A 17908-nucleotide genomic window follows, 5' to 3' on the forward strand; every position below is an offset into this window, starting at 1 on the left:
CCCCGCTAGGTTCGGACCCCAAAATACGGAGGAAATCGCCTTGAACATCCCGAGCATCGACTTCGATCTGGGCGAAGACATCGGCATGCTGCGCGACACGCTCCGCGCCTTCGTGGAGGCGGAGATCACCCCGCGCGCCGCCGAGATCGAGAAAGCCAACCTGTTCCCGGCAGACCTGTGGAAGCGCTTTGGCGATCTCGGCCTGCTCGGCATGACCGCGCCGGAGCAGTATGGCGGCTCCAACATGGGCTATCTCGCCCACATCGTCGCCATGGAGGAGATCTCGCGCGGCTCGGCTGCGGTCGGGCTGTCCTACGGCGCCCATTCCAACCTCTGCGTCAACCAGATCCGCCGCAACGGCAACGACGCCCAGCGGCAGCGCTATCTGCCCAAGCTGATCTCCGGCGACTATGTCGGCGCGCTCGCGATGTCCGAGCCCGGGGCCGGGTCCGACGTCGTCTCGATGAAGCTGCGCGCCGACAAGCGCGGCGACCGCTATGTGCTCAACGGCTCCAAGATGTGGATCACCAATGGCGGCGACGCCGACGTGCTGGTGGTCTACGCCAAGACCGATCCGGAGGCCGGCCCGCGCGGCATGACCGCCTTCCTGGTCGAGAAGGGTTTCAAGGGTTTCACCCACGGCCAGCATCTCGACAAGCTCGGCATGCGCGGCTCCAACACCTATCCGCTGTTCTTCGACGAGTGCGAAGTGCCGGAGGAAAACGTGCTCGGCAAGGTCGGCGAGGGCGTCAAGGTGCTGATGTCCGGCCTGGACTATGAGCGCGCGGTACTCTCGGGCGGCCCGCTCGGGATCATGGCGGCCTGCATGGACGCCGTGGTGCCCTACATGCACGAGCGCAAGCAGTTCGGCCAGCCGATCGGCGATTTCCAGCTGATGCAGGGCAAGCTCGCCGACATGTATTCGACCTGGCAGGCCACGCGCGCCTATGTCTACGCCGTGGGCCGCGCCTGCGACCGCGCCGACCACGCGCGCAGCTTGCGCAAGGATGCGGCGGCTGCGATCCTCTATTCCGCGGAGAAGGCGACGTGGATGGCAGGCGAGGCGATCCAGGCGCTCGGCGGGGTCGGCTATACCAGCGAATTCCCGGTCGGACGCCTCTGGCGCGACGCCAAGCTGTACGAGATCGGCGCCGGCACCTCGGAGGTTCGCCGCATGCTGATCGGCCGCGAGCTCATGGCTGAGACGGCTTAAACGTTCACCTCATTGGAATCACCATGCCGCTCCATTCCAGCATCGATCCGTCTTCATCCGACTTCGCGCGCAACTCCGAGGCCATGCGCGCGCTCGTCGCTGACCTGCGCGAAAAACTCAGCCAGGTCGCCGGCGGCGGCGGCGAGGTCTCGCGCAACCGCCACACCGCGCGCGGCAAGATGCTGGCGCGCCAGCGCGTCGATCTGCTGGTCGATCCCGGCACCTCGTTCCTGGAGCTGTCGCCGCTCGCGGCCTATGGCCTCTATGGCGGCGACGTGCATTCGGCGAGCGTCGTCACGGGGGTCGGGCGTATTTCGGGGCGCGAATGCGTGATCGTCGCCAACGACGCCACCATCAAGGGCGGCACCTATTACCCGATGACGGTGAAGAAGCATCTGCGTGCGCAGGATATCGCGCGGCAGAACAATCTTCCCTGCGTCTACATGGTCGATTCCGGCGGCGCCTTCCTGCCGTTGCAGGACGAGATATTCCCGGACGAGCGGCATTTCGGGCGCATCTTCTACAACCAGGCGCAGATGTCCTCACAAGGAATCCCGCAGATTGCGATCGTGATGGGTTCCTGCACCGCCGGCGGCGCCTATGTGCCGGCGATGTCGGACGAAAGCATCATCGTGCGCAATCAGGGCACCATCTTCCTTGGTGGCCCGCCGCTGGTGAAGGCCGCGACCGGCGAGGTGGTGAGCGCGGAGGAGCTCGGCGGCGCCGACGTGCACTCGCGCCAGTCCGGCGTGACCGATCACTATGCCCAGAACGATGCCCATGCGATCGGCATCGCGCGGCGCATCGTCGGCACGCTGAAGCCGTCGGCACGGCCGAATCTGAACATGCATCCGCCGCACGAGCCGCTGTTCGCGGCGGAGGAGATCTACGGCGTGGTGCCCGTCGACGGCCGCAAGCCGTTCGACGTGCGCGACATCATCGCGCGCGTGGTGGATGGCTCCGAATTCGACGAGTTCAAGAAACTCTACGGCACGACGCTGGTGTGCGGCTTCGCCCATATCTGGGGCTATCCGGTCGGCATCATCGCCAACAACGGCATCCTGTTCAGCGAGAGCTCGCTGAAGGGCGCGCATTTCATCGAGCTGTGCTGCCAGCGCGGCATTCCCCTGGTGTTCCTGCAGAACATCACGGGATTCATGGTCGGCAAGAAATACGAGGCCGGCGGCATCGCGCGCGACGGCGCCAAGCTCGTGACGGCGGTTGCGACCGCCTCCGTGCCGAAATTCACGGTCGTGATCGGCGGCTCCTACGGCGCCGGCAATTACGGCATGTGCGGCCGCGCCTACTCGCCGCGCTTCCTCTGGATGTGGCCGAACGCGCGCATCTCGGTAATGGGCGGCGAGCAGGCCTCGATGGTGCTGAGCCAGGTCCGTCGCGACAACATCGAAGCCAAGGGCGACAACTGGTCGAAGGAAGAGGAAGACAAATTCCGCGAGCCGATCCGCGCGCAATATGAGAGCCAGGGGCACCCGTATTACGCGACCGCGCGCCTCTGGGACGACGGCGTGATTGACCCGGCCGACACCCGCCTCGTGCTCGGCCTTGGCCTCTCGGCGGCATCGAATGCGCCGATCGAACCGACGAAATTCGGCCTGTTCAGGATGTGATGCGATGGACCGTTCCAGGCTCTACCGGCGTTTTCGCACGCTCCTGATCGCCAACCGGGGCGAGATCGCCTGCCGCGTCATCCGCACCGCCCGCGCCATGGGCCTGCGCACGGTCGCGGTCTATTCCGAGGCCGACCGCGATGCGATGCATGTCGCGCTCGCGGATGAAGCCGTGCTGCTCGGGCCTGCCCGGGCCCGCGACAGTTATCTCAATGTCGAGCGGCTGATCGAGGCCGCACGGAAGACCGGGGCGGAGGCTGTGCATCCCGGCTACGGCTTCCTGTCGGAGAACGCCGAGTTCGCGCAGGCCTGCCTTGATGCGGGGCTCGTCTTCGTCGGCCCGACCGCCGGGATGATGACTGCGATGGGCTCGAAGTCCGGCTCGAAGGCGCTGATGGAAAAGGCCGGCGTGCCGCTGGTGCCTGGCTATCACGGCGAGGCCCAGGACGAGGCGACGCTTGCGAAGGCGGCGGACAGGATCGGTTTCCCCATCCTGGTGAAGGCTTCCGCCGGCGGCGGCGGCCGCGGCATGCGCATCGTGCGCTCGGCGGACGAGCTTGGGCCCGCGATCGTCAGCGCCAAGCGCGAGGCCAAGGCCGCGTTCGGCGACGACCGCATGCTGATCGAGAAATATGTCGACAATCCCCGGCATATCGAGGTGCAGATCATCGGCGACAGCCACGGCAACCTGCTCTCGCTGTTCGAGCGCGAATGCACCTTGCAGCGCCGGCACCAGAAGGTGATCGAGGAGGCGCCGTCGCCGACGCTCAACGCCGCGCAGCGCGAGACGGTCTGTGCCGCCGCGCGAAAGGCGGCCGGAGCGGTGAACTATGTCGGCGCCGGTACGATCGAGTTCGTCTCCGACGGCAAGGACGTGTTCTTCATCGAGATGAACACGCGCCTCCAGGTCGAGCATCCCGTGACCGAGCTGATCACCGGGATCGATCTCGTCGAGTGGCAGCTGCGCGTCGCCTTCGGCGAGGCGCTGCCGCTCAAGCAGGACGAGATCCGGCTCAACGGCCATGCCGTCGAGGCGCGCGTCTATGCGGAGAATCCCACCAAGAACTTCATGCCGTCGGTCGGCAGGATCTCGACCTGGCGGTTGCCGGCGGAAGCGGGAGGCTTGCGCATCGACGCCGGCTATCGCGAAGGTGATGCGGTCTCGCCGTACTACGACGCCATGCTGGCCAAGGTAATCGCGTGGGCGCCGACGCGGGACGTCGCGATCGAGCGGCTCAATCGGGGACTGGAAGAGTCCGACGTCCGCGGCATCGTGACGAACATCCCGTTCCTGTCGGCGCTGATGACGCATCCCAAGGTGCGCACGAATGCGATCGACACCGGCTTCATCGAGCGCGAGCTGGCGGTGCTGACGCAGGCCCCGCCGGCGCCCGGCGAGCTTGAGCTTTGCGCCGCGGTGGCTGCGATCCTCGATGACGAGCGACAGGCCGCACGTGCGCAGGCGAGTTCGCCCTGGCAGACCTTCGGCTGGCAGCCGGTCGGCCGCCGCCAGCGCAGCTTTGCCTTCCGCGTCAGCCACGGACCGGAGCAGAAGATCGCTCTGAACTACGGCAGCGGGCTGTCCACCCTGGTGATCGGCGAGCGCGAGCTGGCGTTCACGATCACGGCGAAGGACGGCGGCTTCGATCTCACGCTCGACGGCGTCAAATCGCAGGTCGCGGCCGTGATCGACGGCCACGAGCTTTACCTGCGCACGCGCAACGGCCGCTTCGACCTGCACTGGGTTGATCCGTTCGGCGGCGAGAGCGAGGAGCATGTCGGCGAGGACAAGATTGCAGCGCCCTTGCCGGGCACGGTGGTTGCCGTGCTCGCCGTGGAGGGGGAGAATCTCGAGAGGGGCGCGCCGATCCTGACCCTGGAAGTGATGAAGATGGAGCAGACGCTGCGTGCGCCCTTTGCCGGCGTGCTGAAGTCGATCAAGTGCAAGGTCGGCGACATCGTCCAGGAGGGCGTCGAGCTCGCCGTGGTCGAGCCTTCCGGAGAGTGACATGAGCGATCCCGTCCGCATCATCGAGATGGGGCCGCGCGACGGTCTCCAGAACGAGAAAACGCCCGTCGGCGTCGAGGCCCGCATTGCCTTCGTCGAAGCGCTGGTCGCGGCCGGCCTCCATACGGTCGAAGTCGGCGCCTTCGTCTCGCCCAGGGCGATCCCGCAGATGGCAAGCTCCGATGCCGTGCTGCGTGGCGTCAGCCACATCAAGGGCGCCGAATTCCACGTGCTGGTGCCGAACGAGAAGGGCTATGACGCCGCGCGTGCCGCGGGCGCCGAAGTAGTCTCGGTGTTTGCGGCCGCCTCGGAGGGGTTTTCGCGCGCCAACATCAACTGCACGATCGCGGAGTCGATCGAGCGCTTCAAGCCGGTGCTGGCGCGCGCCAGGGCCGATCGCGTGAAAGTGCGCGGCTATATTTCCTGCGTGCTCGGTTGCCCCTTCGACGGCGAGATCAAGCCGAAGGCGGTCGCCGATCTCGCCAGCACGCTGTTCGAGCTCGGCTGCTACGAAATCTCGCTCGGCGACACCATCGGGGTCGGAACGCCTGAGAAGGCCAAGGAGATGCTGCGTGCGGTTGCGGCCAACATTCCCGCAGCCAAGCTCGCGATGCATTTCCACGACACCTACGGCCAGGCCCTCGCCAATCTCTATGCTGGAATGGAAGAGGGGGTCCGTGTCATCGACGCCGCCGCCGGCGGCCTCGGCGGCTGCCCCTATGCGCCGGGCGCGACCGGAAACGTCGCGACCGAGGACGTCGTCTACATGCTCGAGGGCATGGGGATCAGGACCGGCGTCGACATGGACAAGCTGCTGGCGGCCACCAACGCGATGAGCGGCGTGCTCGGCAAGCCGCCAGTGAGCCGCGTGGCGTCCGCGCTGAACGCGAAGAAGAAGCGGGCGAGCTCGTAAAGCTTCGTAGGGTGGGTCAGCCCTGTGATCGCGCGAAGCGCGATCACTCGGCGTAACCCACCTCTTTGGTATCCGCGGAGACGAAAGTGGTGGGTTACGCCCAGCGACTGCGCTTTGCGCAGCCGCAGGTCTAACCCACCCTACGAAACCTGCGGTCAGGCCGCCTTCAGGCCGACATCCGGCAGGCGCGGTCGGTTCTTGAGCGCCTTGGCCATCATGGCCTCGACCTCGGCCTTCTCCTGCGGCAGCAGCGCCAGGCGGGGCGGGCGGGTCAGCGCGGTGCCGCGGCCCATGATGTGCTCGCACAGCTTGATGCACTGGACGAGGTCAGGGCGGGCATCGAGGTGCAGCAGCGGCATGAACCATTCGTAGAGCGGCATCGCCTCGGCGAAGCGCCCCGCCTTGGCGAGGCGGAACAGCGTCTCGCCCTCGCGCGGGAAGGCGTTCGACATGCCGGAGACCCAGCCGACGGCGCCCATGGCAACGCTCTCGACGATGACGTCGTCCAGCCCTGCGAACAGCACGAAGCGGTCGCCGACCATGTTCCTGGTGTCGATGAAGCGCCGCGTGTCGCCGGAGGAATCCTTGAAGCAGACGACGGTCTCGACATCGGCGAGCGAGGCCAGGATGTCCGGCGTGACGTCGTTCTTGTAGATTGGCGGATTGTTGTAGAGCATCACCGGCAGGTCGGTCGCGCTGGCGACGGCGCGGAAATGCGCGGCGGTCTCGTGCGGCTTGGAGGAATAGACCAGCGCCGGCATCACCATCACGCCGTCGATGCCGATGCGCGCGGCTTCCTTGGCGGTCTCGACCGCAAAGGCCGTGGTGAATTCGGCGATGCCGCACAGCACCGGAACGCGGCCGTTCGCGACCGACTTGGCGGCTTCCATGATCGCGATCTTTTCCCTGCGCTCGAGCGAGGTGTTCTCGCCGACCGAGCCGCAGACGATCAGGCCAGAGACGCCGTCGCGGATCAGCCCGTCCATGACCTTGGCGGTCGCGTCGATGTTGAGCGAGAGGTCGTCGTTGAACTGCGTGGTGACGGCCGGGAAGACGCCTTCCCAGGAGATGCGTGGGCTCATTGTTCGGCTCCGATTGGAATTGTGCCGGCGGATCGTTCGATCCGCCGGGCATTGACGTGAGGACGATGGGTGGGGATCAGAGCGTCGCGCCGACCTTGCGCAGCTCGGCGAGGACGGGGGCTTTCGGCAACCAGATCTTGTCGAACTCGGCGATCACGGCCTCGGTGTCCTTGGCGTCGACCTGGCGGATCGGGATCGGCGCGTTCTTGAAGTTCTGGATCAGCGTGGGCTCGTTGCCGGCGAGCTCGTCGATCTGCGCGTCCAGCGTTGTCTTGATCGTCTTGGTGATCAGCTCGCGATCGGCCGCGGGAAGCGACTGCCAGACACGCCCGGAGACGACCGCTGCCATCGGCATGAAGACGGCGTTCATCTGCAGGATGACCTTGGACACCTTGTCGAAACGCTGGTTCCAGGAGAATTCGAGGTCGGCCTCGAGGCCGTCGACCTGGCCGTTGGCCATGGCATCGAACACCTGGGGCGTCGGGATCGGCGTCGGGGCGGCGCCCAGCGAGGAATAGAAATCGCGATAGACCGGCGTCGGATTGATGCGCAGCTTCATGCCCTTGATGTCGGCGAGCGAGTGCAAATCCTTGGACGAGAACACGGCGCGCATGCCGGTGATGCCCCAGCCGAGCCCGATCGTTCCGGTCTCCTGCGGCAGCACGTCGAACAGCTTCACCGCCGCCGGATGGCGCACGAGCTTCGCCACCGCCGGCGTCGAGCGCACGATGTAAGGCGCGTTGATCGCGGCGATGTGCGGCACGCGCGAGCCGAGCTCGGCGGCCTGGATGAAGCCCATGTCGAGCGCGCCGGACTGCAATTGCTGCATCATCGCGGTCTCGTTGCCGAGCTGGCCGGAGTGGAACACGGTCAATGTCAGGCGGCCGTTGGTGGCGGACTTGAGATCCTCGCCGAATTTGAGCGCGGCCTTGTTCCAGGAATGGCCGTTGGGCGTGATCAGGCCGAGGCGGAATTCCTTGGCCTGGGCAAGCGCCAGAGATGGGGCAAACACCGAGGCGGCGGCACTGGCGGCGAGAAAGCGGCGGCGTGAAAGCGACATGGTCGGGCTCCTATTGGATGGCCTATTTGACGAGGATCAGCGAGAGCGAGGGATAGAGCGAGAGCAGCACCAGGAGGACGCAGGAGATGACGAAGAAGGGCAGCGTCACCATGAACATCTTGCCGGGCTTGGCGCCGGTGACGGCGGCCGCGACGAAGAAGCAGAGCCCGACCGGCGGCGACAGCAGGCCGAGCACCAGGTTGATCACCACCACGACGCCGAACTGCCGGGGGTCGATGTGATAGATTTCGGTTGCCACCGGCAGCAGGATCGGCACGGTCATGATCAGGCCGGGAATGCCGTCGATCACCGTGCCGATCACCAGCAGGATCACGTTGCAGATCAGCATGAAGCTGACGGGGTCCTTGGCGACGGTCTGGATCCAGGCGGCGGTCTCCTGCGGCACCTTGCCGAAGATCAGGACCCAGGAGAACACGGCGGCGGCTGCGACCAGGAACAGCACGATCGCCGAATAGATGGCGCTACGCAGCATCATCTGCGGCAGCTGCGAGAACTTGAACTCCCTGGTCCAGTATTTTCCGACCAATGCCGCAGCGACCGCGCCGACCGCCGCCGATTCCGTGGCGTTGGCGAGGCCGCCGAGGATGGTGCCGACGATGACGATCGGGATCAGCAGCGTCGGCGAGGTCCGCAGGATCGTCATCACGCGCTGGCGCGGCGTCTGGTAGTCCGCGCGCGGATAGTTGTAGACGTATCCCATCAGCGCGATGACGAGGCAGAACATCACGGTGAGAATGACGCCGGGTACGATGCCGGCAATCAGCATGTCGCTGACCGACACCTGCGCCAGCACGCTGTAGACCACGAACATCACCGACGGCGGGATGATCGGGCCGAGCATGCCGCCATAGGCGGTCAGTCCGGCTGCGAAGGTCTTGTCGTAGCCTTTCTTCTCCATCTCGGGGACCATGATCTGGGCCATGATCGCGACCTGCGCCGTCGCCGATCCCAGGATGGAGGAAATGAACATGTTGGCGAGGATGTTGACGTAGGCGAGACCGCCCTTGAGCGAGCCGACGAAGGCCATCGCCATGTCGACGATGCGCCGCGTGATGCCGCCGCCGTTCATGATCTCGCCGATCAGAATGAAGAGCGGGATGGCGATCAGGCCGTAGCTGTCGACGCCGCCGAACAGTTGGAGCGGATAGGACTGGAACAGCACCGGATTGCCGGATGCCGCGATGTAGACGAGGCCGGCAAGGCAGAGGCACAGGCCGATCGGCACACCGACCAGCATGAACGCCATGAAGGCCGCTGACGTGATCATCAGTTGACCCCGTCCAGCTCGGAGAGCTGGAAACCCTTTGGAGCCGTGCGCGGGACCAACTCGAGATCTTCCAGCAGATTGGCGAGACCGTGAATGGTCATCGACACCGCGAAGATCGGCAGCGTCAGATAGAGCACCCAGGTCGGCCAGTTCAGCGTCTGGGTGCGCTCGGTGTAGAGGAAGTTGAACGTTTCGGCGGCGAGCTTGCGCCCGTCGAAGCCGGCGCGGGCGAGGCCAACCGGGTCCATCCAGAGCACACATGTGACGATCAGGGCGACCCCGAACACGACGACCAGGCCGGTCGAGATCACCTTGGCGATCTTCTGGTGCCGCGGCGACAGCCGTTCCGTCAGCATCGTGACCGCGAAGTCGAGCCGCAGCCGCGTCATCGCGGAGGCGCCGATGAAGGTCAGCCAGACCACGCAATAGACCGCGGATTCATCGATCCAATAGATCGGGAAATGCGAGTAGCGGGTGACGACGTTCACCAGGATCAGTCCGGTGAGCAGGTACATCAGACCGATCAGCGCGAGGCGCTCGACCGCGAGCAGGCCGCCCGACATCCGGACGACCGTACGTCGGAGGCTGAGCGCGCGCGTGGCCGGCATGGTCTGCTCGATCATGAAAGAGGCCTCAACTCCCGAAGAATTGTCGTGCGATTGCCAAATGTATAATTTATACATTTTGGGAGTCAAACGAAGTTTGCGGTCATTTCTGCGGCAGGGCGCGGCTTTACTGGGCACTTTGCTTTTGGAGCGCCTGGCTTTTGCCGGGCACCTCGACATGCAAGACAGGGACCGCGTCGACCGAACGAGTCGGGAAGGACAACAGAAGGTCAGATGAAACAGCCTCTGAAGCATCGCACCCTGTCGGCTGCGATCGTCGATCAGCTCCGGCAGGCGATCCTCGACGGCACCTATCCGGCCGGATCGCAGCTGCGCCAAGACGCGCTCGGGGATGCTTACGGCGTCAGCCGCATCCCGGTGCGAGAGGCGTTGTTCCAGCTCGAGGCCGAAGGCCTGGTGCGGATCGTGCCGCAGAAGGGCGCCATCGTCTCCGAGCTGTCACTGGACGAGATCAACGACGTCTTCGACCTGCGCTGCATCCTGGAGCCGCGCCTGCTGGCGCAGTCGGCGCCGCGCTTCACGCCAGACGATTTCGACGGGCTCGACGACATCCACCGGAGCTTCGAGAAGGCGATCAAGGCGAGGAACGTCAGTGAATGGGGCCAGCTCAACGCCGACTTCCACATGGCGCTCTACGTGCACGCGCCGCAGCCCCGCACGCGCGCGATCGTGCTGTCACTGCTGCAGACCAGCGACCGCTACACGCGGCTACAGCTCTCCAACACCAAGGCGATGGGCATTGCCGAGAAGGAGCACGCCCAGCTGATCGCGCTCTGTCGCGCGGAGAAGGTCGAGGAAGCCTGCCGCTTCCTGGAGCGACACATCGAGGCCGTGCGCAAGGATTTGTTGCAGGTGCTGGCGAACGCGCCGAAGGGGCGGCGGAAGGAGAGATCGTAGAAATCGTAGGGTGGGTTAGTCGAGCAGATGCGCGGAGCGCATTTGCTCGGCGTAACCCACCACTGTTCGTCTCCGCGGAAGCAGAAGAGGTGGGTTACGCCGTGTAGATTGCGTTTCGCGCATCCGCACAGCTAACCCACCCTACAGCAGTTGCGATTGCGTCACCTGCTCCCGTCCGGCCCCATCACGAGATCCGGCAGCCAGGTCGATATCCCCGGCACCAAGCACAGCAGCAGCACCGCGAGCATCATCAAGAGCACGAAGGGCAGGGTGCCCCAGATCACCTCGCGCAGGGGAATGTCCGGCGCGACGTTGCGAATGACGAAGATGTTGAGTCCGACGGGCGGATGGATCAGCCCCATCTCCATCACGATGGTCATGACCACGCCGAACCAGATGATGTCGAAATTGGCGGCGCGGAGCGGCGGCAGGATGATCGGCGCGGTCATGAGAATGATCGACACCGGCGGCAGGAAGAAGCCGAGCACGACCACCATGACGAGGATCGCGAACAGCAGCTCCCAGCGCGGCAGGTGCATCGCGACGATGGACTCGGCGACCGATTGCGAGATGTGCAGATAGCTCATCACGTAGGAATAGAGCAGTGACATGCCGATATTGGTTTCCGGCACCTCGCCGCCGGCATAGGGCATCGGATAGAGGCTGATGTCGAGCGCGCCCTTGCGCATCGCGGAGAACTGCGCGTTGGTCTTGATCAGCGAGGAGTTCGGATAGATCTCGGCGGCGATGTCGCCATTGCTGCGCTTGCTGACCTCGGCGGCGAACATGCGGCAGAGCCGGTCGCGGAAATCGCCCTTGTCGATGGTGCCGCCCGGGAACTGGTGCGAGATCTTCAGCGTGGTCGCGGCGTGCGCCGTACCGGTGCCGAAGCGGAGGATGGCGGGCGCAGCGACGGCGGTCGCGAGCAGATGGCGGCGCGTGAGCATGGCGTGATTTCCTTGGACGATTCTTGTTGGTGTGATTTCGGTCTAGTCCTTCAGACCGGCAGGGAGGCCCATCCTAGCCGGTCTTCCACCCGATATTCTCTCATCTGATAGTTCGAGACCGAACGTCCGGGCAAGTGCTGGCCGTGCTGCGCTGCACACTTCCTGGTTGCGAGCCCGGAAGTACGCCGAACGAGAAATAGGGGAGGGCTCACCAAAATTTGTGGGCGGCGGCGTAACAACGCCGGCTGGCGATCCGTCGGGATTGGATAGCGGCCTCCGTCGCTGACAAACTCCATCTCGAAGGGAAGTTAAACCATGACCATTCGCACCCGCATCGTGCTCGGCCTCTCGGCTGCCGCTCTCTCGCTCGGCCTCGCGTTGGCCCCGGCCGCCTTTGCTCAGGACAAGATGGGCAAGGATGACGGCATGATGAAGAAAGACACGATGTCCAAGGACGGCATGATGAAGAAGGACACCATGTCCAAGGACGACGGCATGAAGAAGGACCACATGTCGAAGGACGGCATGAAGAAAGACGACGGGATGATGAAGAAGAATTGATCTTCGTCGTCCTCGCGCAGCGCTTGCCCTGGGGCAGGCTGCGCCCCTCCAATTCCGGCGGCGGTCTCTGAGACCGCCTCCGGAACTGTGCTTTGGTTCAAATTCAACGGGGCGCTACGAGCGCACCTTGCTTGTTACTTGCGCTTCGCCTTGCGGGCGGCGTAGCGCGCGTCGCGTTTGGCCTTTTGCTCGGCTTCGAGCGCGGCCAGTCTCTCGGCGGCTTCCTGAGCCTCGCGCGCGATCCGTTCGGCTTCGGCCGCCTTGGCTTCCTCCTCGATGCGCTTCTGCTCGGCCTTCTCCGCCTCGCGCGCAGCCTTCGCCTCGGCGCGCTTGGCCGCGAGTGCCTCGCGTTCAGCACGGCGCGCGAGCACCGCCGGATCGTCGGGGCCCGGCTGCGATTTGAATTTGTTCAAAAGATTTTTGCGGGCTTCTTGCGCCGCCTTTTGCCGGTCCGTGAAGCCGGGTTCCCTGAATCCACTCATCTACGAGCCTTGTCTTCCTCGCTTTCGATCCTACATTCGTGCCTGTTGGTACGTCGGCTGGGCATAGCAGGCGCCACGCGACGCTGTAGCGTGTACATCGGCGCGCGTCGCGAAGCCACCCATAATCGCAGCCGATCAGGTCAACGAAAAATCGCCCCCCAACGATCTCTCGTAGCCCGGAAAAACTGCTGAATTGTGATGTCCCTCATAAGGGAGCACGAGCGCGACGCCTAGCGTCCGCCCGGAACGAGACGGAGCACGGGCATGATGACCTTCCGACCGAGCCTGAAGGCGCTCGCAATTGCCTTCGTCCTGGCAGGAGTGACCGGCGCCGCAGTGCTGTTCGCGCGCCCGCAGCCGGTCGACAGTGCCGTGCTGGGCGCGGACTGGGAATGCAGCCAGACCGCATTCGTGCTCACGACCTGCGCGCCGCGGGTCCAGAGGGCGATCCCGGCCATCGAAACCTCACGCAAGGACGCCACCCCGCCGCCCCGGGGCTGAATTCGGGCAGGCCGATCCGGATGTGACGCGACGCCGCAGAGGTGATAAAGCCGCCTCGCCAGCGCGATCAGGCGGCCATGTCCGAGCCCAAATCCGACCCCGGCGAGAAGCCGAATCCTCGCCCGAACTGTCGACCCCAGCGCCAGTCCGGGAACGACCGCCGCGGCGCGATCGCGGGATTGATCATCGCGATCGTGATTCTTGGCGTCGGCTGGTGGCTTGCCCGGGATCTCACCGCAGCCAGCAAGATGCAGGATTGCCTGATGTCCGGGCGAACCAACTGCAACGTGATTGAGCCGGCTCGCTAGAGGCGCTTCAGCGCGGCCCGCTGGGAGCCTGTCGAGGCCAAAAATAGCCGTGATCTTAATCATTTGTAACGGGACTTAGCCGATCAAGCAGGTCAGTTATGTCGGCCGGCATAAGCTTGGTGCGAGCGAATCGTCTATCGCGCAAGGAATGACGGCGAAACGAGAGAGCAGGGGGCGAGCACGCATGAGTGCGTCCAAACGCATGAAGATCATCATTCCAATGGTTTCGGCCGTGTCGTTGCTGGCGCTTTCGGCGCAGGCTCAGGACGCAAGGCCGACGAGGGATGCCGCTCCGCCGCCAGGCCGCCAAGGCGTGGGCGCGCCACCCCCGCCCAATCAGAACATGCGCAAAGGTCCTCCGCAGCAGGCGGCCCGGCCCACTGACCAGCCCCATGCGGGTCCCGGTCGGCACAATGCCGGCGGCCCGCCGCCGGGACGACACATCGCTCGCGGGCCCGCTCCGGAACGTGACTGGGGCGGACATAGCTATCGCGGCAATCGCGCCTGGGAAGGCGGCCGCTGGCGTCATGAGGTCCGCAACGGACGCTCCGGCTGGTGGTGGGACGTTGGCGGCGTCTGGTATTATTATCCGCAGCGAATGGCTGGCCCGCCTGCCTACATTTCGGAGGACTATATCGACGACGTGCCGGTGGCCTATGCCCCGCCTCCCGTCGCCTACGCGCCACCACCTCCGCCACCGGCTGATCCCGGCGCCAGCGCGCTCGGCGGCGCGATCGTCGGCGGCGTGCTGGGTGGCCTGATCTCGGGCAACGCGACAGGAGCCGCCGCGGGCGCGGTTCTCGGCGGCGCGACGGGCGCGATCGCCGGCGCCACCGCTGCATCCCAGCCCGGCTACTACTGGGCGCAGGGCACCTGCTACTACCGCTATCCGAACGGCCAGTATGTGCAGGCCGATCCCCGGGCATGCTACTGAGCATTCCAAGCGGATTGAGCGCGGAGGCGGGCCCAGGCCCGCCTCTTTTTTTGTGCGCCGGCTTCAAATGAGCGCTGGCGCTGGCGGCCGCCTCACGCAAGTCTCAAAAGAAAAATATCCGGATGATTCGTGGGGATGTGGGACATGCTGGATGCCATCCAGATCAGCGTGGCGCTTTGGGCCATGATCGTTTGCGGCGGGATCAAACTCTCTCAGGCGCTGTCTTGCCTGTTCTGAAGCGCAATGGGACGAGGACGATCGCTCGCCTCGCGCGTCAGGACACGAGCCAGCTGAAGAATGCCATCGTGGCCCAGACCAGGCTGCCGATCCAGGCGACCATCACCACGCCGATGGTGCCAAGATACGCGATGCCAAGAAGGTTGGAGCTATGTCGCTGCTTCGGGACGATGACTTCCGTGGCTGCTTTGCGTGTCATGGCCGGGCCTCATCCAAGAAGCGTCGAAGCGCTGTTTAGCGGAGATTGCCGGGGACAGGCTGTGACGTAGTTCACAGATCTGCCCGTGAGGCCTCAAAGCACCCCGCAATCATACGGACGAAATTGCCATGGGCTTGTCCAGATGACCGGCTAGGGTCGCCCCATGTGCACCGAGTACGATCCACAGCACGAAGCCGAGGCCGCAATGAAGCGGGCCGCGGAGGCCGAAGGTGCCGACCGGCAACGGCTGATCCAGCTGGCCCTGGCGTGGCATCAGCTCGCCCGCGATCCGCACGATGAGCATGCCGACTCCCCATCGTCAGGCGGCCACATGGCTCGGATTGAATAGGGCGGCCGAATGAGAAAAACCCCGTGCTCGGGGGACAAGCACGGGGTCCTTCAAAGCCGACCGGGGTTGGCAGGTCGGCACCACTCGAGTCGGATGTCCAACGCGCTGATTGCGCGTTCGTTCCGCATCGATCGGCGGGCGCTGAACTCTGCTCGGCTCGCGCGCTTGGGGCGCAGGAACATTCGTTCCACGGCAGCGTTGTGCGGCTATGACCGATCCCGAGCTACGCGCACAGTCTTTCGAGATCGCCTGGCGATATCTCGACCAGTCCGGCCTGCTCACGGGCGAGCATAAGGATTCCGCCCGCTTCATCTTGACCCGGATCGACCGCATGATGTTGCGCGGAGAGCGACGCAGGCTGCTGCTGTCGAATGCCGCGATCGATGCCTATCGGCTGCGGCCCGTGCTCGTGAGTGCATGACCGACCTGGCTGAACCGGTCATTAACGAATCCCCGGCCTCGCAATTTGCGATCGCGATTCGTGCTTTGCGAACGAAGCGGAGTCGGATCGTGAACAAACAAAAAGCCCCCGAAGGGGCTCAGTGTTTCAGCTCAGTGTTTCAGGCGGCTTCCGTCTTCGGTACGGCGTCGGCATTCACCGACAGCTTGACGATATCGCCTTCGACGGCACCGACATATTTCGTATCGATATAGTGATGATGGTCCTTGTGACCTTCCGGGCTGTCCTTGCGCGTCAGCTTGATGCGATTGCCCTCGACGCGATCGACGGTGCCGACATGTGCGCCGTCCTTGCGATGATCTTCATGTGCTCTCTGATGTCAGGCATGCTGTCCTCCTTGTGTGGATTCAACTGCGAGGACGGGTGTTCGTTGCAGCGGGCACGTTGGACCCACGGCGTTTTCCGGACGTTGATGCCCCATTGGAACCGTCAAGAAGCGCATGGAGACCATTCGAGCCTATCTGGAGCGAAAGCACGAGGAACTCAGGCTGTTGAATGACTGCCTGAGAAGCCGGCTCGATTTGGCGTGTCCGCGTTCGATCGACGAGGTCGTCAGGTCCAAATTCCAGATCACTGCTGCGCTGAGGGCGGAGCACGAGTTGCAGGAGTGGAAGGCGACGGAGACAGCCTGGTCGCACACGGCCGATCCCGCCAGCGGGCCGTTCGCATTCAGTTACGACTACCAGCGGGCCGATCTCACGGTGCGCGGTCCTTCGTTCTATGAGCTCGACAGCGGCTGCACGAGCACGGCGGTCCATACCGCCTCGGGCATGGCCGCGATCTCCGCCGTGCTGCTCGCCTCCGCGCAAATCGTCGAGAAGGCCGATGTCCTGGTGCTTCCAGGCTCCTATGGAGAGACGCTGGAGCTGATCCGGGGCTTCGTCCCGCATTTGCGGATCGAGGTCCTGAAGCTGCCGCTGGGCGATGCGTTTGCTCCGGCGAACTCGCCGCGAATACTTCTGTTGGATTCCTGCTCCTTCGCCGGCGCCTTCGAGGCTGCGCTGCGCTGTGACGGCTCGGGCCTCGATCTCCTGGTTTTCGATACGACATGCTTCGCCGGCAGGTCAGGCCGCATCAGGCGTGTCCTGAGATGGGCCCGGCGATACGGAATCCCGCAGGTGTTGGTGCGAAGCCACAACAAGCTCGATTCGCTCGGAGCGGAATATGGCCGGCTCGGCTCAGCCGTTTTCGTGCAAGAGAACGAGCATCGCCAGCATAGGACAGGGGGCGTCGAATGGGCACGTCTCGCGTCCGAAACGCGAAACGCGGTGCGGCTGCTCGGCGGCGCGGCGTTGCCGGCGCACTTCCCGCCCTTCGCAGGCAGCGCGGCGTACTGGGCCCTCACACAGAGGCGTGTCGCGGCGATCTTGCGCAACGGCCGCAGCGCGGCTCGATATTTTGCTGCGAGGCTTCCGTCGCTCTCGGCCGAGCTTCATTTCACCCACGGCCTGTACGTGACCTTCCGGGGAAAGCGCGTGCTCAACGAGGCGGCAGCGCGGCAGGCTGCCGAAGACATGAGCAGCGAATTGCGCGGGGAGGGTTTTCCCATCCGCCACGCCGGCAGCTTCGGCTTCGATTTCGCGGCGACCGAGTGGTTTCACGATGCGACCACGGACCAGTATAGCGTCCGGGTGGCGGTCCCGGATCTTCCGACGGAGCTTTGGAATGATCTGGCCGCCGCAATTGCGCGGTGGTGGATGGCGCATCAGAGGTGAAGGGTGAATGCGCGGCATCGGCGACAGCCGCGCGAGGCGCGCCACGCATCAATCGACCGCCAGGCAGTGCTCCAGGGCGGGCCTCTCGTGACCGCGACGCGCCCACTCCTGAACGGCAAAGGCAAGGTGATGCTGCCCCATCGCGGCGCCGACGATCGATGCCTGCGCCACCTTGATGGGCTTTGTGACCACATTGGTGTTCACGAGGCCTGCGTCAATCGCCAAGTACGACATCGCGACAATCGCCACCGCAGATGCGATCGCCATTCTCGTCCATTCGGGTTGAGGCATCGGGATCCTTCTCGGGCACACTTCGCCCGGCGGATAGATAGGGCCGATGTGCTCGGTTGAAAGCCCGGAGCGGAGTGACCCACGCATTCGTGAAGGCCGATGGATCTGCACCGGCAAAAACGCTGGCGATCCCGGCAGGACCACCATTTCGACAAGCGTCAATGGGCTGGGCCAGGGGACCGGCCAACGGCATCCACCGAAACATAAAG

General features: G+C 64.8%; 20 protein-coding genes and 1 pseudogene. 11 read left to right on the forward strand and 10 right to left on the reverse strand.

What is annotated here, in order from left to right; genetic code table 11:
* The first annotated feature begins 40 nt into the window (after window positions 1-40).
* From EDE08_RS08985 to EDE08_RS09000, 4 genes are read left to right on the forward strand one after another with little or no spacing between them, the layout of a single operon-like run.
* Complete coding sequence (locus tag EDE08_RS08985) at window positions 41-1213, forward strand: isovaleryl-CoA dehydrogenase (protein ID WP_165935830.1); 1173 nt, start codon at window positions 41-43, stop codon at window positions 1211-1213.
* A gap of 23 nt (window positions 1214-1236) precedes the next feature.
* Window positions 1237-2841 (forward strand): carboxyl transferase domain-containing protein, encoded by a 1605-nt coding sequence (locus EDE08_RS08990; protein WP_131868565.1) that lies wholly within the window; start codon window positions 1237-1239, stop codon window positions 2839-2841.
* Window positions 2842-2845: 4 nt separating this feature from the next.
* Window positions 2846-4849 carry an acetyl/propionyl/methylcrotonyl-CoA carboxylase subunit alpha gene (locus EDE08_RS08995; protein ID WP_165935829.1) on the forward strand — a complete coding sequence of 668 codons (2004 nt, stop codon included), beginning with the start codon at window positions 2846-2848 and terminating at the stop codon, window positions 4847-4849.
* A 1-nt stretch (window position 4850) separates the two neighbouring features.
* Window positions 4851-5762, forward strand: a complete 912-nt coding sequence (locus tag EDE08_RS09000; RefSeq protein WP_131868567.1) for a hydroxymethylglutaryl-CoA lyase — start codon at window positions 4851-4853, stop codon at window positions 5760-5762.
* Between the two features lie 155 nt (window positions 5763-5917).
* On the opposite strand, the gene EDE08_RS09005 is transcribed toward EDE08_RS09000, so the two are convergent.
* The 4 genes from EDE08_RS09005 to EDE08_RS09020 all read right to left on the reverse strand — a co-directional run bounded on the left by EDE08_RS09005 (window position 5918) and on the right by EDE08_RS09020 (window position 9800).
* Window positions 5918-6844 carry a dihydrodipicolinate synthase family protein gene (locus EDE08_RS09005; RefSeq protein WP_131868568.1) on the reverse strand — a complete coding sequence of 309 codons (927 nt, stop codon included), beginning with the start codon at window positions 6842-6844 and terminating at the stop codon, window positions 5918-5920.
* A 76-nt stretch (window positions 6845-6920) separates the two neighbouring features.
* Window positions 6921-7904: a TRAP transporter substrate-binding protein gene (locus EDE08_RS09010; RefSeq protein WP_131868569.1), complete on the reverse strand. Its 984-nt coding sequence runs from the start codon at window positions 7902-7904 to the stop codon at window positions 6921-6923.
* Between the two features lie 22 nt (window positions 7905-7926).
* On the reverse strand, window positions 7927-9192 hold the full coding sequence (locus EDE08_RS09015; protein ID WP_061881504.1) for a TRAP transporter large permease: 1266 nt from the start codon (window positions 9190-9192) through the stop codon (window positions 7927-7929).
* Window positions 9192-9800: a TRAP transporter small permease gene (locus EDE08_RS09020; RefSeq protein WP_165935855.1), complete on the reverse strand. Its 609-nt coding sequence runs from the start codon at window positions 9798-9800 to the stop codon at window positions 9192-9194. Before EDE08_RS09020 ends, EDE08_RS09015 begins: the two co-directional genes overlap by 1 nt.
* Window positions 9801-10031: 231 nt before the next feature.
* Between EDE08_RS09020 and EDE08_RS09025 the strand changes: the two genes are divergently transcribed.
* Entirely contained in the window at window positions 10032-10715 is a 684-nt protein-coding gene (locus EDE08_RS09025; protein ID WP_131868571.1) for a GntR family transcriptional regulator, read from the forward strand.
* Window positions 10716-10876: 161 nt separating this feature from the next.
* Here EDE08_RS09025 and EDE08_RS39490 read toward each other — a convergent pair whose 3' ends face one another.
* The gene (locus tag EDE08_RS39490; RefSeq protein ID WP_131868572.1) at window positions 10877-11662 is read right to left on the reverse strand and encodes a TRAP transporter large permease subunit; all 786 of its coding nucleotides are present in this window, start codon (window positions 11660-11662) and stop codon (window positions 10877-10879) included.
* Between the two features lie 315 nt (window positions 11663-11977).
* On the opposite strand from EDE08_RS39490, the gene EDE08_RS09035 reads away from it, so the two are divergent.
* Window positions 11978-12223 (forward strand): pentapeptide MXKDX repeat protein, encoded by a 246-nt coding sequence (locus tag EDE08_RS09035; RefSeq protein WP_061881509.1) that lies wholly within the window; start codon window positions 11978-11980, stop codon window positions 12221-12223.
* Window positions 12224-12357: 134 nt separating this feature from the next.
* On the opposite strand, the gene EDE08_RS09040 is transcribed toward EDE08_RS09035, so the two are convergent.
* Window positions 12358-12705, reverse strand: a complete 348-nt coding sequence (locus tag EDE08_RS09040; RefSeq protein ID WP_061881510.1) for a DUF6481 family protein — start codon at window positions 12703-12705, stop codon at window positions 12358-12360.
* A 264-nt stretch (window positions 12706-12969) separates the two neighbouring features.
* Between EDE08_RS09040 and EDE08_RS09045 the strand changes: the two genes are divergently transcribed.
* The 3 genes from EDE08_RS09045 to EDE08_RS09055 all read left to right on the forward strand — a co-directional run bounded on the left by EDE08_RS09045 (window position 12970) and on the right by EDE08_RS09055 (window position 14448).
* Window positions 12970-13206, forward strand: coding sequence for a hypothetical protein (locus EDE08_RS09045; protein WP_061881511.1), 237 nt, complete (start codon window positions 12970-12972; stop codon window positions 13204-13206).
* 77 nt (window positions 13207-13283) lie between these two features.
* A complete protein-coding gene (locus EDE08_RS09050; RefSeq protein WP_131868573.1) occupies window positions 13284-13514 on the forward strand; it encodes a hypothetical protein in 231 nt (76 codons plus the stop codon).
* A 184-nt stretch (window positions 13515-13698) separates the two neighbouring features.
* Window positions 13699-14448: a hypothetical protein gene (locus EDE08_RS09055; protein WP_131868574.1), complete on the forward strand. Its 750-nt coding sequence runs from the start codon at window positions 13699-13701 to the stop codon at window positions 14446-14448.
* A gap of 274 nt (window positions 14449-14722) precedes the next feature.
* On the opposite strand, the gene EDE08_RS38295 is transcribed toward EDE08_RS09055, so the two are convergent.
* Window positions 14723-14884: a hypothetical protein gene (locus EDE08_RS38295; protein ID WP_028176431.1), complete on the reverse strand. Its 162-nt coding sequence runs from the start codon at window positions 14882-14884 to the stop codon at window positions 14723-14725.
* 109 nt (window positions 14885-14993) lie between these two features.
* Window positions 14994-15188 (reverse strand): hypothetical protein, encoded by a 195-nt coding sequence (locus EDE08_RS38830; protein ID WP_207912936.1) that lies wholly within the window; start codon window positions 15186-15188, stop codon window positions 14994-14996.
* Window positions 15189-15441: 253 nt separating this feature from the next.
* On the opposite strand from EDE08_RS38830, the gene EDE08_RS09065 reads away from it, so the two are divergent.
* Window positions 15442-15654, forward strand: a complete 213-nt coding sequence (locus EDE08_RS09065; RefSeq protein ID WP_131868576.1) for a hypothetical protein — start codon at window positions 15442-15444, stop codon at window positions 15652-15654.
* 139 nt (window positions 15655-15793) lie between these two features.
* Here EDE08_RS09065 and EDE08_RS09070 read toward each other — a convergent pair.
* Window positions 15794-16020: pseudogene (locus EDE08_RS09070) on the reverse strand (DUF2171 domain-containing protein).
* A 113-nt stretch (window positions 16021-16133) separates the two neighbouring features.
* Here EDE08_RS09070 and EDE08_RS09075 point away from each other — a divergent pair.
* Entirely contained in the window at window positions 16134-17408 is a 1275-nt protein-coding gene (locus EDE08_RS09075) for a hypothetical protein (RefSeq protein WP_131868577.1), read from the forward strand.
* A gap of 48 nt (window positions 17409-17456) precedes the next feature.
* Here the strand turns inward: EDE08_RS09075 and EDE08_RS09080 are convergent, their stop codons facing one another.
* On the reverse strand, window positions 17457-17675 hold the full coding sequence (locus tag EDE08_RS09080; protein WP_245524742.1) for a hypothetical protein: 219 nt from the start codon (window positions 17673-17675) through the stop codon (window positions 17457-17459).
* Window positions 17676-17908 lie beyond the last annotated feature (233 nt).

Source organism: Bradyrhizobium sp. R2.2-H (assembly GCF_004346455.1).
GTDB classification, from domain to species: domain Bacteria; phylum Pseudomonadota; class Alphaproteobacteria; order Rhizobiales; family Xanthobacteraceae; genus Bradyrhizobium; species Bradyrhizobium diversitatis.

What these genes read in the sequence shown, in the direction of transcription:
- EDE08_RS08990 (WP_131868565.1), top strand. Translation starts at nt 1,237, where the DNA reads ATGCCGCTCCATTCCAGCATCGATCCGTCTTCATCCGACTTCGCGCGC.
- EDE08_RS08995 (WP_165935829.1), top strand. Translation starts at nt 2,846, where the DNA reads ATGGACCGTTCCAGGCTCTACCGGCGTTTTCGCACGCTCCTGATCGCC.
- EDE08_RS09000 (WP_131868567.1), top strand. Translation starts at nt 4,851, where the DNA reads ATGAGCGATCCCGTCCGCATCATCGAGATGGGGCCGCGCGACGGTCTC.
- EDE08_RS09005 (WP_131868568.1), bottom strand. Translation starts at nt 6,844, where the DNA reads ATGAGCCCACGCATCTCCTGGGAAGGCGTCTTCCCGGCCGTCACCACG.
- EDE08_RS09010 (WP_131868569.1), bottom strand. Translation starts at nt 7,904, where the DNA reads ATGTCGCTTTCACGCCGCCGCTTTCTCGCCGCCAGTGCCGCCGCCTCG.
- EDE08_RS09015 (WP_061881504.1), bottom strand. Translation starts at nt 9,192, where the DNA reads ATGATCACGTCAGCGGCCTTCATGGCGTTCATGCTGGTCGGTGTGCCG.
- EDE08_RS09020 (WP_165935855.1), bottom strand. Translation starts at nt 9,800, where the DNA reads ATGCCGGCCACGCGCGCGCTCAGCCTCCGACGTACGGTCGTCCGGATG.
- EDE08_RS09025 (WP_131868571.1), top strand. Translation starts at nt 10,032, where the DNA reads ATGAAACAGCCTCTGAAGCATCGCACCCTGTCGGCTGCGATCGTCGAT.
- EDE08_RS39490 (WP_131868572.1), bottom strand. Translation starts at nt 11,662, where the DNA reads ATGCTCACGCGCCGCCATCTGCTCGCGACCGCCGTCGCTGCGCCCGCC.
- EDE08_RS09035 (WP_061881509.1), top strand. Translation starts at nt 11,978, where the DNA reads ATGACCATTCGCACCCGCATCGTGCTCGGCCTCTCGGCTGCCGCTCTC.
- EDE08_RS09040 (WP_061881510.1), bottom strand. Translation starts at nt 12,705, where the DNA reads ATGAGTGGATTCAGGGAACCCGGCTTCACGGACCGGCAAAAGGCGGCG.
- EDE08_RS09045 (WP_061881511.1), top strand. Translation starts at nt 12,970, where the DNA reads ATGATGACCTTCCGACCGAGCCTGAAGGCGCTCGCAATTGCCTTCGTC.
- EDE08_RS09050 (WP_131868573.1), top strand. Translation starts at nt 13,284, where the DNA reads ATGTCCGAGCCCAAATCCGACCCCGGCGAGAAGCCGAATCCTCGCCCG.
- EDE08_RS09055 (WP_131868574.1), top strand. Translation starts at nt 13,699, where the DNA reads ATGAGTGCGTCCAAACGCATGAAGATCATCATTCCAATGGTTTCGGCC.
- EDE08_RS38295 (WP_028176431.1), bottom strand. Translation starts at nt 14,884, where the DNA reads ATGACACGCAAAGCAGCCACGGAAGTCATCGTCCCGAAGCAGCGACAT.
- EDE08_RS38830 (WP_207912936.1), bottom strand. Translation starts at nt 15,188, where the DNA reads ATGCTCATCGTGCGGATCGCGGGCGAGCTGATGCCACGCCAGGGCCAG.
- EDE08_RS09065 (WP_131868576.1), top strand. Translation starts at nt 15,442, where the DNA reads ATGACCGATCCCGAGCTACGCGCACAGTCTTTCGAGATCGCCTGGCGA.
- EDE08_RS09075 (WP_131868577.1), top strand. Translation starts at nt 16,134, where the DNA reads ATGGAGACCATTCGAGCCTATCTGGAGCGAAAGCACGAGGAACTCAGG.
- EDE08_RS09080 (WP_245524742.1), bottom strand. Translation starts at nt 17,675, where the DNA reads ATGGCGATCGCATCTGCGGTGGCGATTGTCGCGATGTCGTACTTGGCG.